General features: G+C 75.8%; 8 protein-coding genes. 2 read left to right on the top strand and 6 right to left on the bottom strand.

Features of this window, described 5'->3' with window-relative positions; all coding sequences use genetic code 11:
• Positions 1–114 precede the first annotated feature (114 nt).
• On the bottom strand, positions 115–273 hold the full coding sequence (locus tag ACFQ6N_RS38835) for a hypothetical protein (protein WP_380658855.1): 159 nt from the start codon (positions 271–273) through the stop codon (positions 115–117).
• Positions 270–2,180 carry a prolyl oligopeptidase family serine peptidase gene (locus ACFQ6N_RS38830; RefSeq protein ID WP_380658854.1) on the bottom strand — a complete coding sequence of 637 codons (1,911 nt, stop codon included), beginning with the start codon at positions 2,178–2,180 and terminating at the stop codon, positions 270–272. The genes ACFQ6N_RS38835 and ACFQ6N_RS38830 overlap by 4 nt, the downstream gene beginning before the upstream one ends.
• Positions 2,181–2,508: 328 nt before the next feature.
• Between ACFQ6N_RS38830 and ACFQ6N_RS38825 the strand changes: the two genes are divergently transcribed.
• On the top strand, positions 2,509–3,486 hold the full coding sequence (locus tag ACFQ6N_RS38825) for a YhjD/YihY/BrkB family envelope integrity protein (RefSeq protein ID WP_380658853.1): 978 nt from the start codon (positions 2,509–2,511) through the stop codon (positions 3,484–3,486).
• A 107-nt stretch (positions 3,487–3,593) separates the two neighbouring features.
• Here the strand turns inward: ACFQ6N_RS38825 and ACFQ6N_RS38820 are convergent, their stop codons facing one another.
• The 4 genes from ACFQ6N_RS38820 to ACFQ6N_RS38805 all read right to left on the bottom strand — a co-directional run bounded on the left by ACFQ6N_RS38820 (position 3,594) and on the right by ACFQ6N_RS38805 (position 8,699).
• Complete coding sequence (locus tag ACFQ6N_RS38820) at positions 3,594–4,778, bottom strand: acyltransferase family protein (protein ID WP_380658852.1); 1,185 nt, start codon at positions 4,776–4,778, stop codon at positions 3,594–3,596.
• Positions 4,779–5,014: 236 nt separating this feature from the next.
• Positions 5,015–6,562 (bottom strand): SDR family oxidoreductase, encoded by a 1,548-nt coding sequence (locus tag ACFQ6N_RS38815; RefSeq protein WP_380658851.1) that lies wholly within the window; start codon positions 6,560–6,562, stop codon positions 5,015–5,017.
• Positions 6,559–6,834, bottom strand: a complete 276-nt coding sequence (locus tag ACFQ6N_RS38810) for a hypothetical protein (RefSeq protein ID WP_380658850.1) — start codon at positions 6,832–6,834, stop codon at positions 6,559–6,561. Before ACFQ6N_RS38810 ends, ACFQ6N_RS38815 begins: the two co-directional genes overlap by 4 nt.
• Positions 6,831–8,699: an HAD-IIIC family phosphatase gene (locus tag ACFQ6N_RS38805; RefSeq protein WP_380658849.1), complete on the bottom strand. Its 1,869-nt coding sequence runs from the start codon at positions 8,697–8,699 to the stop codon at positions 6,831–6,833. The genes ACFQ6N_RS38810 and ACFQ6N_RS38805 overlap by 4 nt, the downstream gene beginning before the upstream one ends.
• Positions 8,700–9,021: 322 nt before the next feature.
• On the opposite strand from ACFQ6N_RS38805, the gene ACFQ6N_RS38800 reads away from it, so the two are divergent.
• Entirely contained in the window at positions 9,022–15,414 is a 6,393-nt protein-coding gene (locus tag ACFQ6N_RS38800) for an amino acid adenylation domain-containing protein (RefSeq protein ID WP_380658848.1), read from the top strand.
• Positions 15,415–15,528 lie beyond the last annotated feature (114 nt).

Raw genomic sequence — 15,528 nt, 5'->3', positions numbered from 1 at the left:
TTTTGTTTATATGACACCGGCTATCCGCTTGGGGGCCACTTCTGTGGGTCGGGGGGGGTGGGGGGGTGGTGGGGCCGCCCGGGGGCACCGCCGGCGCCCCGGAGCGGCGGTGGGTCACTTCTTGGCTTCCGGCTTCGGCTTCGGCTGCCCCTTGAGGGCAGGCGTGACCGGTGCGGCCTTGGTGATGTCGAGCGCGAAGTTCTGGACCACCACGGCGCCCCGGTCACGCTCCGGGGTGCTGATCGGGTCGTTCTGAATGCTGCGTCGCTTCATGGCTGTTCACCTCCTTCCAGCGGATCGTCGGGTACCTCGGGGCGGTCGCCCCCAGGTGGCCGGGGGAGCGGTGGGGGCCAGGCGTGTCCGGCGAACCGGACCATCGCGGCCAGCACCGATCGGTGGTCGGCGGTCCGGCGGCTGTAGTGGCCGCCGTCCACCCAGAGCAGTTCGTGCGGCACCGCCAGCCGGCGCAGGTCCTCGGCGTACCCGGCGACCTGGCCGGGCGGGCACCGCTCGTCGGTGCGCGAGGCGACCAGCAGGACGGGCGAGCGGACCCGGTGCACGTACGCCCGCGGGTCGGCCGCGCGGTAGCGCTCGGGGACCTCGTCCGGGGTCCCGCCGAAGAGCTGCCGGTCGACCTCGCGCAGGGCGGGGGTGGTGGTGCGGTAGGTGGCCGGGTAGTCCGCGATCGGCTGGGCGGCCATGCCGAGCGACCACAGCTCCGGCTGCGCGCCCATCGCCAGCAGGGTCAGGTAGCCGCCCCACGAGAACCCGCACAGGCCGGTGCGCTCGGCGAGCGCCGTACCGTCGGCGACCAGCTCCGCGCGGACGGCGGCCAGGTCCTCGACCTGCGCCAGCCCGACCCGGTGCCCGTAGTCGTGCTGCCAGCGGGCGCCGTAGCCGGTGGAGCCGCGGTAGTTGGTGCGCACCACCGCGTAGCCGTGCTCCACCAGGGCGTTCACCCGCGGGTCGTAGGAGTCCCGGTCGTGGGTGGCGGGGCCGCCGTGCACCAGGAAGAGGGTCGGCCACGGGCCCGGGCCGGCCGGGGTGCTGACGAAGCTGTGGATCCGCCCGTACGGCCGGGGCGTCCAGCGCCGGCTGCGCGAGGTGTCGCCCTGGTCCGGACCGGGGTGCCGTGCCTCCTCCGCGCCGGGGCGCAGGACCAGCGGGCGGGGCGGGGTCGACTCCCGGCTCCAGACGCAGTGCAGGGTGCCGTCCGGGGCGCTGGACAGGTCGTGGATGGTGCCGCCGGGTGTGCGGAGCTCGCGGGTGGCCGGGGCCTGGCCGGCCGGCGGGTCGAGGTCGGCGAGGAGGAGCCGGCTCCGCCCGGCCCGCTCGTGCTGGACCAGCACCCCGCGCGGGCCCTGGTACCAGCCGGCGGATATCTGGGAGTCGAACGACAGCCCCGGGTGTCTTCGCAGGCCCGTGCTCGCCCGCCAGGTGGCGACGGTGTACCGCTCGTCCTCCTCGACCACCAGGAGCAGCTCCGGTTCGGGCCCCGGGAGCGGGTTGAACTCGATCGGCCAGAGCCGCCGTCGGTGGTCCCCGGCGATCCGCAGCGGGCCGTGCGTGCGGGCGTCCGCCTCGCCGTCGGTCCGGCCGTCCGGCGCACTGTTCGGCCGACTGCCCGCCTCGCTGTCAGCCCGGCTGTCCGCCTCACTGTCCGCCAGGCCGTCCGTCGGCCACAGGAGCACGGCGTCGTCCCCGTCGGGGCAGCCGCCGAGGGCGAGCAGCCGGCCGTCCGGCGACAGGTCGGCCAGGCTCAGGTACCCCGGCGCCGAACCGACCAGCCGGGCCCGGCCCGCGGGCGGCCCGACGTAGCAGTGCGTGGCGCCGTCGACGCCGACGGCCACCGCCGCGAGGGCGCCCGTCCGGTCGAAGGCGACGCCGTAGGCCCGCCCGGGCGGCACGCCGTGCAGCGCCGCTCCGCCCGGTCCGCCCGCGAACGGCTCGCGCCGCCACCGGCCCTCACCGGAGCCGTCGGCGTCGAACCACCAGATGGCGTCGCCGTCCGGCTCGATCTCGCTCAGGTGGACGCCTCCCGGCCGGTCGGTGACGACCCGGCGCCGCCCCGTCCCGAGGTCCCAGGCCACGGCCTGCCAGCGCTCGTCGACGAGCCGCGTCTCGACCGCGCGGTCGGCCGCCAGCGCGGCGAAGCCGGGGGACTGGAACGCCTGCGACACGGGCCCGGCCCTTCCGGCTCGATGGTGGGAACAGGCTGCGCTGAACGTTCCGGGGCCGGTCGACCGATGTGAAGGTCCGGTGAACCGGCGTGAAGAAAAGGTCACTTGTGGAGGATCGCGGCCACTCTAGGGGGGCACCGCGGTCGCGAACAGACCTTTCGCACGGTTGGCCGAAAGACGGCTGAGGTGAATACCGCCCGGCAGCGGCGTGGACGCGTCGGGAACGCGCGCCGGTACGGCGGTGCAGGTCGGCGCGGCGGCGGCCGCCGGCCGCCGGTTGCACCGCGCGGGTGAAGCCGGTTTCCCCGGCGGTACCAGGGGTTAGCGATTGGCGAGTCAGCCGGACCGGACGACGAGAGAGGGCGGGAAGGCGCTGGTCACCCGTGAGAGCCTGCTGCGCGCCCTGACCTTCTGGCTGCGGCCGGCGTTCGCGCTGCGCCTGGTCAACCGGTTCCAGCGGCTGGTGGGCTTCGACCGTTCGATGGCCCTGGCCTCCAGCGCGTTCTCGGCCGTGATCCCGCTGGTGATCGTCTCCGGGGTGGTGCTGGCGCGGACCGGGTCCAGGGACACCGCGCACCGCATCATCGACCGGTACCGGCTCACCGGGGGCGGCGCGGAGGCCGTGCAGTACGTCTTCTCGCCGAGCGCGGAGGTGGGCACGGGGGTCGGCGTGTTCGGGCTGCTGTTCCTGGCGGTGTCGTTGCTGAGCTTCTCGCGGGCCGTCCAGCGGCTGTTCGAGCACGCCTGGGAGCTGCCGCCGCTGAGTGTCCGCAACACGGTCAACGGGCTGCGGTGGATCGGCGGCCTGCTCGTCTACCTCACCGCCGCGGCCTGGCTGTCGTCCGTCCTGGGGCAGGGGCGGCTGGCCCTGGGCGCGGCGGCGGCGCAGGCTCCGCTGACCGCGGCCTTCCTCATGTGGAGCGGCCGGGTCCTCTCCGCGAAGCGGGTCGGCTGGTGGGAGCTGCTGCCGTTCGGCCTGGTCGGGGCGGTGGTGGAGGCCGCGTACTCGGTGGGGGCCGCGGTGTACCTGCCGCGCCTGTTCAGCTCCTCGGCCGACCAGTACGGTGCGATGGGCGCGGTCTTCGCGCTGGTCTCCGCCCTCTTCGGGGTGATGTTCGTCCTCGTCTGCTCGGCGGTGGCCGGGCGGGAGGTGCGGGACGAGCTGGACCGCATCGCGCGGGGCGAGCGCCCGGCGGACGACGAGGTCCGCCGCGAGTGGGACCAGCTGATCGCGCAGACGCGGGAGAAGTGGCAGACCGCGCGGGAGCAGCTGGCGGCCCGCCGGCCCCGGCGGCCCGAGCGCTGAAGCGCGGCCGCCCCGCCTTCCGGGGGAGGGCGGGGCGGGGCGGCGGCTGCCGGGCGGGCGGGCCGGAGCTGTCGGGCGGGCCGGAACCGCTGTGCGGGCCGGAGCCGTCAGACGGGTTGGAGCTGCTCGGCGGGTGCGGGCGCCTTGGGAGGCTGGACGCCGCCCTTGGGGGTGCCGTTCCGGCGGCGGCCGATGTCCTTCAGCCGGAGCGCCGGGCGCTCGACGAGGTGCCAGGAGACGGCGGCGAGCAGCAGGGTCAGCGCGAAGGCCAGGACGCTGTAGCCCAGCCGGCCGAACCGGGCGGCGCCGAGCCCGGACAGCAGCTGTTCGACGGGGAAGCCGTAGATGTACAGCCCGTACGAGTAGTCGTTCTTGGCGCCGATCCGGCGCAGCGGCCGGGGCAGCCGGATCGCCAGCCAGACCAGCAGGTACGCGAAGGCGGGCAGGCCCGCGACGAAGAACCAGCCCCCGAGCAGGGTGGCGACCACGGTGACGGCGCTCAGCGCGCCGAGGGCGTCGTTGACCGGGATCCGGTCGCGGTAGAGCTCGATCAGCGCGCCGAGCGCGAAGGCGAGCACCAGGTAGAGCAGGTAGCTGAGGTTCACCGCGCCGAGGTGCGGGATCGACTCCCAGGGGCGGGGCACGGCGCGCGGGTCGAGGTAGCGGGTGGGCAGGGCGTCGCCGAGCACCACCAGGGCCACCGCGCCGGTCAGCACCAGCACCAGGCGCCGGGCCCGCTGGAGGACGCCGGACCAGCCGAGCAGGGCCACGCCGACGTAGCAGAGCATCTCGTACTTGAGCGACCAGAGCGACCCGTTGAGCTCCGGGTCGAAGATCAGGTTCTTGGCGACGCCGTCGTGCATGGTGCCGGCGATGTCGGTCTGGTACTCGCCGGCGAACAGGTTGTTCAGGAGGTAGGTGAACGGGCTCTCGACGTGGTGCAAGTACCCCGCGAGCGTGCCGCCGTGTATCCGGTAGTACACGAGCGGGACCAGGACCAGGCCGGTGACCAGCAGGCAGGCCCACAGGCCGGGGAGCAGGCGCAGCGCCCGGTGCCACATGAAGCGGCCGATGCCCAGGCGGGCGCCGCTGCGGGTGACGAGGATGCCGGAGAGCACGAAGAAGCCGTAGACGGCCAGGTTCCCGAGGTTCGTCTGGCCGTGGAACGAACGGATCAGCAGGCTGCCGCCGCCGAAGCCCAGCGCGCCCGCGTGCGAGAAGATCACCGAGCCCGCCATCAGCAGACGCAGCAGCCCGAGGCTGTTGTCGCGGCCGGCGAACAGTTCGGCCACCGTGCCGCGCGAGCGGAGGGCACGTGGCAGGGCCGGTCTGGGGGGAGCCTTGGGGCGGTCTTGAGACAAGGAGGTCACAAGCAACGGGATTTTGCCGTGAGAATAAAGGCCTCGTCAAACATCAGATCGATTCATCGGGTTGTTTGACGGGGGGGCTTTTGCCCGGATCGGGCCGCTGCCGTGCGTTCGGCGCGATGGGGCGGACGACCGGTGTGACGGATGTCTCCGTCCACGGCTCACGGCCGCCGCCGCGCGACCCGGGGTACGACGGTCCGGCCGGAGCGTTCCAGGGCCAGGGTCTCGGCGGCACCCGGTGCTCCGGCAGCGGCCGTGATCCAGTCGAGGCAGGCGGCGGCGACCTGCTCCGGGCGGACCGCCGTCAGCCGGCTGGTCGGACTGTCAGCGAGCGTGGTGAGCATCCCGGGCGGACGGAGTACGAGGGTGCGCAGACCGTGGTGGGCGGCGCAGTAGTCGGCGTAGGACTCCAGAGCGGCCCGGGCTGCGGTGTAGTGGGCCCACCTGCGCGGCGGAGCGGCGAGCGCCGCGGAGGAGGACAGCAGGAGCCACGAGCCGTGGGGAAGGTGCCCGGGGAGCAGCGCGGCGAGCGGGTTGAGCGCCAGCGACAGGGCGTGCGCGACCTGCCCGAGCGCCTCGGGCACGGCCTCGGGGTGGAGGGGCAGCGGCCGCAGGGGCGGGGCGGCGGTGACCGCGAGACCGTCCAGGACGACCCCGGCGAGGTGGGTGCGGACGGTGTCCGCCACCGCCGTGGCGTCGGCCAGGTCGCAGCGCACCGGGCGGATCCGCCCGGGCCCGAACTCCTCGCGCAGCGCCGCCATCCGGTCGTCGCTGCGCGCGTACAGCGCCCAGACGGTGGCGCCCCGGCCGGCCAGCAGCACGGTGAGCGAGGCGCCCAGGCCGCGGCTGGCACCGGCGACGAGGACCTGCCGGCCGGCCAGGCTCCCGCCGGGCGGGACCGCGGGGTCCGGCGCCGCCCGGGCCGGACGGGGCAGCGGGGTGCGAAGGAAGGCCCGGAGTTCGATCGTGGCGGCGCCCTCGGGGCCGGTCGCGCGGGCCCGGGAGTGGACCGCGCCGGTCCGCGGGTCCTGGCGCAGCACCTCGACGACGGTGCGCCGCCGGGTGGTCGGGGCCGGCTGCCGGTCCGGGGTGAGGGTCAGGGCGGCGAGCACGCCGTCGCGCCCGGGCAGGTGCATCCCGGACACCCAGCTGGCCCGGGCGAGCCATCGCAGGACCGGTTCGGGCACGTCGGCCGCACCGAGCCGGGCGGCGAGGGCGCGCAGCGCGGGCGGGTCCACGGGGTGCGGGGGCAGGTGCAGCGTGTGCGGCGCGCGGGGCAGCGGAAGGGTCCGGACCCGCGGCCGCGGGTCGGGGGACGGGATGGCGGCGGGGAGTCCGTCGGGGGAGCGCGGGGGCAGCGGGACGGCGGCGTCGAGGTCCAGCCGTACCCGTACGGCGAGCTCTCCGTACCGCTCGACCCGGACTGCGGCGGTCCGTCCCGGGGCCTGCGCCACGAGGGCGATCCGCAGCGGTTCGCCGGGGTGGACGGCGGTGTGGAAGTCCGCGCGCAGCCGGGACAGCCCGGTCAGCCGGCGGCCCGGTACCTCGGCGAGGGCGCGCAGCAGCAGGAGGGCGCCGTGCACCACGGTGCGGCCGTACGGGGTGCGGTGAGCGAAGTCCTCGTCGGTGTGCAGGGGGTTGAGGTCACCCGAGGCGGCCGCGAACGCCGCGGTGTCGGCGGCGGTGAACCGGACCGGGTGGCCGGTCACGGACCGGCCTCGCGCGCGGCCGAGACGAGCCCGGCCAGTGAGTGGCCCGGTACGAGGTAGCGCTCCGGCATGACCACCCCGAGACGGGACTCGATCTCGGTGACGAGGTGGACGTGGCTCAGGGAGGTCCATGACTCGACGTCCTCCGGCACGGTGTCGGTGCCGTGGGGCAGGGGTTCGCCGATCACGTCCTCGAATGCCTCCAGGACGGCGGTCAGTGCCGCGTCGGTCGGACGGACGGGGGACGCGTGGGAGCGGGGTTCGGCGGTCATGCGGACTCCTGACGGATGTGCGGGGTGTCGAGGGAGCGGCCGGGGCCGAGTCGGTACGCGTAGGAGTACAGGACCGGCCGCTCGTCCTCGCCGTCGCCCTCGGAGCGCGGGGCGGGCCCGGGACAGGACTCGAAGCCGAGGCCGGGGTAGAGGTCGCGGACCAGCCCGTTGCGCCCGGTCGGCACGTGCAGCCCCAGCAGGCGCACGCAGCCCGCCGCGCGGGCCGCCTCGGCCGCCGTATGGAGGAGCCGCCGCTCCGCCGTCCGGCCGATCACCCGGCAGCTCAGCACCAGGGTGTCGATCTCGGCGTCGGCGCCGGTCCGGTGCAGGAGCAGCAGACCGACGGTGCCGTGGTCGGCGAAGCGGTCGGAGAGCGAGAGGAGCAGGCAGGTCCAGTCGGGATCGGCGGCCAGCCGGGCCAGCCGGTCCCGGGAGTGGCGCCGGGAGGTCAGGTTGAACTGGTTGGTCTTCTGCAGCAGTTGGGCGGCCCGGTCGAGGTCCTCGGCGGCCGGCCGGCGCACCGTCGCCCGCATGGCCAGGCTGTCCAGGAACTGCTCCGGGGAGGAACTCGCCACCCGGAGGGAGTCCGCTGCCGCGAGGGCGTCGAGGGATGCCGTGCGGCTCAGGTCGGCGTCGGTGGTCCGGCCCGGCTGAAGGGTCGGCCGCCCGGCCAGGGCCCGGCGGAAGAGGGCCGGCCGGTCAGGCAGCTCGATCACGTCGACCTCGGGGAGGTGCGCCCGCACCTCCGCCCGTTCCACCGGGTTGTCGTCGACGAAGGCCAGGTGCTCGGGGCCGAGCCGGAGCCGGGCCGCGATGTCCAGCAACTGCTCGGACTTGGGCCGCCAGTCGGCTACCACGGCGGCGAAGTCGGAGCGCCGCAGCCGCATGCCGGGCACCTCGGCCAGGGCCCGTTCGACGAGGTCCCGGTCGTTCTTGCTGGCGACGGCCAGCGCGATGCCCCGCCGGCGGAGCTGCCGCAGGTACTCCTGGAAGCCCGCGAACGCCTCGCCGTCCGGGCCCTGGGCGAGGGCGACCCCGTACGGCCCGTCCTCGCCCAGGACCCCGCCCCACAGCGTGTTGTCCAGGTCCACGACGACCACGCGCCGGGTCAGGGCGAGGTCGGCGGCGAGCACCCCGGCCAGGGCGCGGGCGAGGAGCGGCAGCGCGGCGGGCGCCACCGGCTGCCGCAGGACGTGCCAGTGCCGGGGGTCGTGCCAGACGCTCCGTCCGGCGGCGGCGGCCAGCCGGTCGCAGTCGACGAGCAGCACCTCGCGGTCCGCCCGGCGTACCAGCTCCGCGTTGACGCGGGCGACCACCTCGCTGTCGCCGCCCGGCTCGACCGGTGTGCCCTGGCCGTGCGGGTCGTTGTCGGGCGCGGTGAACAGGCACTGGACGACCCGGGCGCCCGTTCCCGCGCGGATCCGCTCCCACAGTCCGGTCCAGCGTTCGACGGCCGCCGCCACGACGTCGTCCGGGGCGGCGGCGCTGAGTTGGAGGTCGTGCTCGGTGCCGCTGAGCAGGACGTAGTCCGGGCGCGCGGCCCGCAGGCCGGAGGCCGGGCCGGCCAGCTGGGACTCCGGCAGTCCGTACGGCGGCTGGTGCACCGTCAGGTCGATGCCGCAGGAGAGCCCGGCGGCGGGCAGCAGGTCGGCGAGGAAGTCGGCGGTGTGGGTGGCCAGTACGGTGAGCCGGACCTGCCGCCGGCCGTGCGCCCTCCGGGCACCCTGATCGGCCCGCAATCGACGGGCGGCCTCCCGCCACAGGGCGGGGTCGAGGCGTCCGCGCAGGTCTTCGAGCAGTTCGGGCCAGGGCCGGCCGACCGGTGCCGGTCCGTCGGTCCGCTGGTGTGGCAGGTTTGTGCGCACGTGGTCTCCCGTCTCCCGCTCGTCGGCTCGATGCCGCCCACTCCCGGCGCCGGGAGGGAATCCGGAGTCCGCCCGGGGCCCGGTTCCGCGCCCCGGGGCACCGGCACGGAATCCCGGCTCCGCAGCCGAGGCTAGACCGGACCCGGCCGGCCCCGAATCGTGCACGGGGACAAGGCAGGTGGTCCGTTCCCACAACTCGGCAGCCGCCGGTATCGGACGCGATGACAGCTCATTCGGGCAGCAGACGAATCACCTTGGCGGGCGGACGGAATTCACCCCGGGGCGGCGTCCGGTCGGTCGGCTGCTGGAAAAGTCGGGAGACGTGGAGAAAAGCATCCAGAAATTCCCGTTGAACGCGGCGCAGCGCCGCGTCTGGTTCGCCGAAAGGCTCCGCGACACGGGGGCCGGCTACACCCTCGACGTCACCGCCCGGCTCACCGGGCCACTGGACCGTGCCGCGCTTGAGCGGGCGTTCGCCGGGCTGGCCCGGCTGCACCCGATGACCGGCGCACGCTTCGGCACGGCCCCGGACGGGACCCCGGTGCAGTGGACCGGCTCGGAGCCGCTGCCGCCGCTGCTGCACCTGACCGCCGAGGGCGGGAGCACGGCCGACCGCCGCCGGGATGCCCTCGACCGGGCCCGGGCCTTGTGCGCCCGGCCGCTGACCCCCGACGGCGGCCCCCTGCTGCGCGCCGCGCTGATCGGGACCGGTCCCGCCGAACACCTTCTGACGATCGCCTACCACCACCTGCTGGGCGACGGCGCGTCCAGCCGGCTGCTGCTGCGCGACCTGCTGCGGCTCTACACCGCCGAGACAGACGGCGGTGCGCCGCCGGCCGCCCCGGGACGGACCTTCGCCGAATCGGTCGCCGAGGAGTTCTCGCCCGGGGCGCTCGCCGGCCGGCGCGCCGATACCGGGGCCACGCTGAGGCGGCTGACCGGGGCACCGACCGTCAGCACCCTGCCGCCGGACCGCCCCCGGCCGCCCGCCGCCACCGAGCCCGGCGAGGCCGCCGCTCACCCCGCGGCGGCGCACTGGATCGCGATCGACCTGCCGCCCGCGCTGTGCTCCGCCGTCGCGGCCCTGGCCAGGGCCCACGGCACCACGCCGTTCACCGTCCACTCGGCCGCCCTGCACCTACTGGTCCAGCGGTACACAGGACAGCAGGACACCCTGGTCGGATTCATGGACGCGGCCCGGCGCCCGGCGGTCAAAGACGTCGTCGGCTTCCACGCCAGGACCCTGGTGCAGCGGCTGCGGACGACCGCGTCGACCACCGCGGCCGAGGTGGTGACGCTGCTGCACGACGACATCCGGGCGGCGCTGGCCGCCGGCGGCGCACCGCTGGAGGAACTGGCCGCGGCCATGGATCCGGGCGCGGCCGGTTCACGCCATCCCCTGTTCCAGACGATGATCAACCTCTTCGACCTCGGGGACCGTACGGAGGCCGCCGGGATGACCGTCGAACCGCTCGTCCTGCCCGCCCCCTACTCCTGGCTGGACCTGGAGATCCGGCTGCACCGCCGTTCCGACGGCGGACTGGAGGGCGCCCTGAGGTGTCCGGCGGAGCGCTACGACGCCGCGACGGCCGAGCGGTTCGCCCACCACTTCACCGCCCTGCTCGGGGAACTGACCGACGACCCGGCGGCGGCGGTGGCCTCGCTGCCGCTGCTCGACCCCGTCGAGCGCTCACGTGTTCTCGCGGCGGGCGACGGACCCCGATCGCCGGTCGAGGGCACCCTCACAGGGCGACTGCGGGCCGCGCTCCGGGAGGTCGGCGAACCCGTCGTGACCGGTGGCGGACCGCGACCGGACGACGCGGACCTGCGGCGCCGGGCCTGGGCGGTGGCCGGCTGGCTGCGCGGACGGGGCATCGGCCCCGGCGACCTGGTGGCGGTCCGCGTCCCGCGCTCGACCGACCTCGTCGCCGCCCTGGCCGGCGTGGTGCTGGCCGGCGCCGCCTTCGTCCCGCTGGACCCCGACGGCCCCCCGGAGCGGGACGAGGCGATACTGGACCGGCTCGGGCCCGCCGCGCTGCTGCTCCCCGACGGCGTCGAGCCGCTACGGGCGGGGAGCGCCGCGATCGGTGTGGTCGAGCGGCTTGCCGCCGGGACCACCGCCGAGCGGACCGCGGCCGTCCGGAGCGACGGGGCCGTGCCCGGCCCGGACGACCTCGCCTACGTGATCCACACCTCCGGCTCCACCGGTGCCCCGAAAGCCGTCGGGATCACCCAGCGCGCCATCGCCAACCGCCTGGACTGGATGCAGGCGAAGTACCCGATCGGGCCCGACGACGCGGTCCTCCAGAAGACGCCCGCCACCTTCGACGTCTCCGTCTGGGAGTTCTTCTGGCCCCTCCTGCACGGCGCCCGGTCGGTGGTGGCCCGCCCCGGCGGGCACCACGACCCCGAGTACCTCGGGTCGCTGATCCGTGCCGAGCGGGTGACCGTCGCCCACTTCGTCCCGTCGATGCTGCGCGCCTTCGCCGACGTGGGCGAACTGGAGCGCCCGCTGCCGCTGCGGCACCTGGTGTGCAGCGGCGAGGCGCTGCCGCCGTCGCTGGTCGCCCGGGTGACGGCCGCGGGCCCCTACCGGCTCCACAACCTGTACGGGCCGACCGAGGCCGCCGTCGACGTGACCGCGCACACCTGCACCCCGGCGGACGGCAAGGCCGCGAGCGTCCCGATCGGCTCGGCCGCCCCCAACACCCGGGTCCGCGTCCTGGACGCGCACGGCCGCCTCCAGCCGTTCGGCGCCGTCGGCGAACTCCACCTCGGCGGCGTGCAGCTGGCACGCGGCTACCTCGGACAACCCGGCCTGACGGCCCGGCGGTTCGTACCGGACCCCGACGCGCCGGGCGAACGCCTTTACCGCACCGGCGACCTCGCCAGACTGCGCCCGGACGGCGTCCTGGAGTTCCTCGGCCGCACCGACCGTCAGCTGAAACTGCGCGGCTTCCGGGTCGAGCCCGGCGAGATCGAGTCCGCGCTGGAGGAGGTACCGGGCGTCCACCAGGCCGTGGTGCGGTACCGCGAGGAGGACGACGGCCCCGGACGCGGCCTGGTCGCCTACTACCGGGCCGCGCCCGGGCTCACCCCGGAAGCGCTCACCGCCGCCGTCGCCGTCCGGCTCCCGACCCACCTGCTGCCCGACCGCTACCACCGGGTGGAGCAGGTACCGCTGCTCGCCACCGGGAAGGTCGACCACACCGCGCTGGCCCGGCTCGACACGGCGGGCGGCGGCCGGGCCCCCTCGCCCGGCCCGCTCGGCCCGGCGGGCGCGGCGCTGCTCACGGTCGTCCACGCGGTGCTCGGACGCACCGACATCGGGCCCGACGAGTCCTTCTTCGCGGTCGGCGGCGACTCGATCCGCAGCATCTCGCTGGTCACCGCGGCCCGCGCGGCGGGCTTCGGCCTGGCCGTCCACGAGGTGTTCAGCCACCCCACGGCCCGTCGGCTGGCAGCCGTCGCCAGACCGCTCGCCGCAGCCGCAGACGCCCCCCGGCACCGGCCGTTCGCACTGGTCGGGCCACAGCTGCGCGCGGCCCTGCCGGACTCGGCCGTGGACGCCCACCCGCTGTCGGCGGCCCTCGGCGGCCTGCTCGCCGAGTCCCACCGCCCCGAGCGCTACCGGGTCTACCTGACCAGCCTGCGGCTGCGCGGCGGGTTCGACGCCGGGCGCCTGCGGCGGGCCTGGGAGACGGTGTTCGCCCGGCACCCCGTGCTGCGCAGCGGTCTGTGGCGGCCCGGCGGTGCCGCCGAACCCGTCCAACTCGTCCACCGGGAGGTCCCGGTGCCGCTCGCCGTCCACGACCTGCGCGGGTCGCAGGAGCCGGACCGCGAGGCGCGGTTCCGCGACTGGGCCGAACGGGAGGCCCGGACCCCCTTCGACTGGTACCGCCCGCCGCTGGTCCGGCTGACCGTGCACCGGCTCACCTCCGACGAGTACCGCCTGAGCCTCGCCGAGCCCTGGCTCGACGGGTACAGCGCGGCCCTCGTCCTCACCGAGATCCTGGAGGCCTGGCACGACCCGGACGCCGAAGCGGACGGCCCCGGCGCCCCGGACCGGGAGATCCACAGCCACACCGACGTCCTGACACGGCAGCAGGAGGCCCTGACCGGCCCGTCCCGGGCGTACTGGCGGGACGCCCTCGACGGCGCCCCGACCAGCCGGCTGCCCGAACTCGACGGACCGGAGGGGGAGCAGCCGCACACCGCGCACGCCGAGCGGACCGTTCGGCCGGGGACCGTAGCCGCGCTGCGGGCCCTCAACCGGGCCACCGGGATCCCGCTCAAGTCGATGCTCCTGGCGGCGCACGTCCGGGTGCTCGCCGCGCTGACCGCACAGGCGGAGGTGACCACCGCCGTGATGGCGAACGTCCGGCCCGAGACCGCGGAGGGCGCGGCGGCCGTCGGCCTCTTCCTCAACCCCACCCCGCTGCGCGCCCTCCTCGCGCCGGGCACCTGGTGGGACCTGGTCCGGCAGGTGCACGCCGCCGAGGTGGAGACCCTGCCCCACCGCGCCCACCCGTACCTGGCACTGGTCCGCGAACGGATCGTCGAGCCAGTCGGGACGCTGTTCAACTACACCCACTTCCACCCGTACGACCGGGTCGAACGCTCCGGCGGCCCGCGCATCCTGGAGCGGCTGGCCAACGACCACACCTACATGCCGCTCACCGTCCAGTTCCAGCTGGACCCGCTGACCGGCCGGCTGACCCTGCGACTGGAGTTCTTCGGCGCGCCGGTGCCGGGAGCCCGGCGGGAGTACCTCGCCGACCTCTACCGGACGGCGGTGGAACACCTCGCCGCCGCACCCCACCACGACCACCACACCGACCCGCTGCTCGTGGCGGGCGAACAGCCGGGCGACCGGACCCTGACCGGCGCCGCCGGAGACCGGCCCGGCCTGCTCCACGAGGAGTTCGCCCGGCGGGTGGAGCGGACGCCCGGAGCCGTGGCGGTTCGCTCACCCGGCGGTGACCTGACCTACCGGGAGCTGTCGGAGGCGGCGGCGGAGCTGGCGGTGGCCCTGCGGGCCGAGGGCGTCGGCCTCGGGGAAACCGTCGGGGTGTGCCTGCCGCGCACACCGCGGATGCCTGCGGCGCTCCTCGGCGTCCTGGCCGCGGGCGGCGTCCACCTGTCGCTGGACCCCGCACTCTCCGCGGTGCGCCGCGCCGCGCTGGTGGCCGCGGCCGGCTGCCGGGTCGTCGTGGTGGACGACGCGACCGCCGACTTCGCACCGCCCGGGGTCCGAAGGCTGCGGATCGACGCGCTCCCAGGTGCCCCCGCCGTCCCGACCGGCGTACCGGCACCGGCACCGGCACGCGGGTCCGACCCCGGACCGGACCCGGACAGCCCCGCCTTCCTGGTCTTCACCTCCGGTTCCACGGGCACGCCCAAGGGCGTCCTGCTCTCCCACGCGGCCGTCCACAACCGGCTCCGCTGGGGTCTGCGGACCCTGCCCCCCGCACCGGGTGAACTGTTCGCCGCGCGGACCCCGACCGCCTTCGTCGACGCCATCGCCGAGACGCTGACCGGACTGCTCGGCGGCACGCCTACCTACCTGGTGCCGGACACCGTGCGCGATCCGGCCGATCTGCTCCGGCTGCTCTCCGCCGAACGCGTCACCCGGGTGACCACGGTGCCGACCGTGCTGCGCGAGGTCCTCGGGACCACCGAGGACCTCGCCCGGCTGCTCCCAGACCTGCGCCACTGGACCCTGAGCGGCGAGGTGCTGCCCACCGCTGTCGCCCTCGAACTGCGCCGCCGCCTGCCGGGAGTGCGGATCCACAACGTGTACGGCGCCGGCGAGGTGGCCGCCGACGTCTCGGCCCACGAGCTGGACGGCGGTGAGTCCGGCGCAGCGGTTCCGATCGGCCGGCCGGCCGACGGGTGCGCGCTCACCGTGGTGGACGCCTGGGGTAACCCGGCCCCGCGCGGGACCGTCGGCGAGATCGTCGTCTCCGGCGCCGGCGTCGCCCTCGGCTACCTGGACGACCCGGAGCTCACCGCGGCCCGTTTCGTGCCGGACCGCTGGGCGCGGTCCGCGGGACTGCCGGCCGGGCCCGGCGCCCGCGCGTTCCGCACCGGTGACCTCGGCCGGATCGGCCCGGAGGGCGGGCTGGAGTACCACGGCCGGGCCGACCGGCAGCTCAAGGTGCGCGGCATCCGCCTGGAGCCCGCCGAGATCGAGGAGGCGCTGCGCCTCGACCCCAGGGTGCGGGACGCCGTGGTTCTGGCCGATCCTGACGACACCGAGGTCCGCTGCGTCGCCGTGCTGGTGCTCCACCCGGGGGCCGGGGAACCGGAACCCGCGCGGCTGCGGGCACTGGTGGTCGAACGGATCGCCCCGGCCGCGGTGCCGCAGCGCTTCCGGGTCGCAGGGGAGGTCGGCCTGACGGCGACCGGCAAGGTCGACCGGGCGGCGCTCTGGCAGCGGGCGAGCCCGCTCGGCGGCGCGTCGGCCGCCCCCGGCGCGCCGCCCGCCACCGAGGTCGAGCGGCGGCTGGCCGAGCTGTGGCGCGAGCGGCTCGGCCACTCCGAGGTGGCCCGCGACGACGACTTCTTCGAGGTGGGAGGTCACTCGCTGCACGCCGTTCTGCTCGCCGCCGCCGTCGAACGCGGGCTGGGCGTGCGGCTCACCCTCACTGACGTCTTCGACCACCCCGTGCTCGCGGACCAGGCCCGGCTGGTGGAGAGCAGGCTCGGCTGAGCGCGTGCCGTCGCGGGGCGGGCGGGGGGGGCGGCCGCCGCGGGGGGGGGGGGGGCCCCCCCCCCGGGGCCGGGGGTGAAGCGGGCGGAACCCCCCGCGCCCCCGAACCCCCCG

It is taken from the genome of Kitasatospora sp. NPDC056446 (genome assembly GCF_042796115.1).
Classification (GTDB): domain Bacteria; phylum Actinomycetota; class Actinomycetes; order Streptomycetales; family Streptomycetaceae; genus Kitasatospora.
The sequence above is the reverse complement of the archived record's forward strand: the minus strand, read 5'-3'. Positions and strand labels throughout refer to the sequence as shown.

Excerpts from the sequence above, each read along its gene's own strand:
- ACFQ6N_RS38835 (WP_380658855.1), bottom strand. The coding sequence starts at position 273 with ATGAAGCGACGCAGCATTCAGAACGACCCGATCAGCACCCCGGAGCGT.
- ACFQ6N_RS38810 (WP_380658850.1), bottom strand. The coding sequence starts at position 6,834 with ATGACCGCCGAACCCCGCTCCCACGCGTCCCCCGTCCGTCCGACCGAC.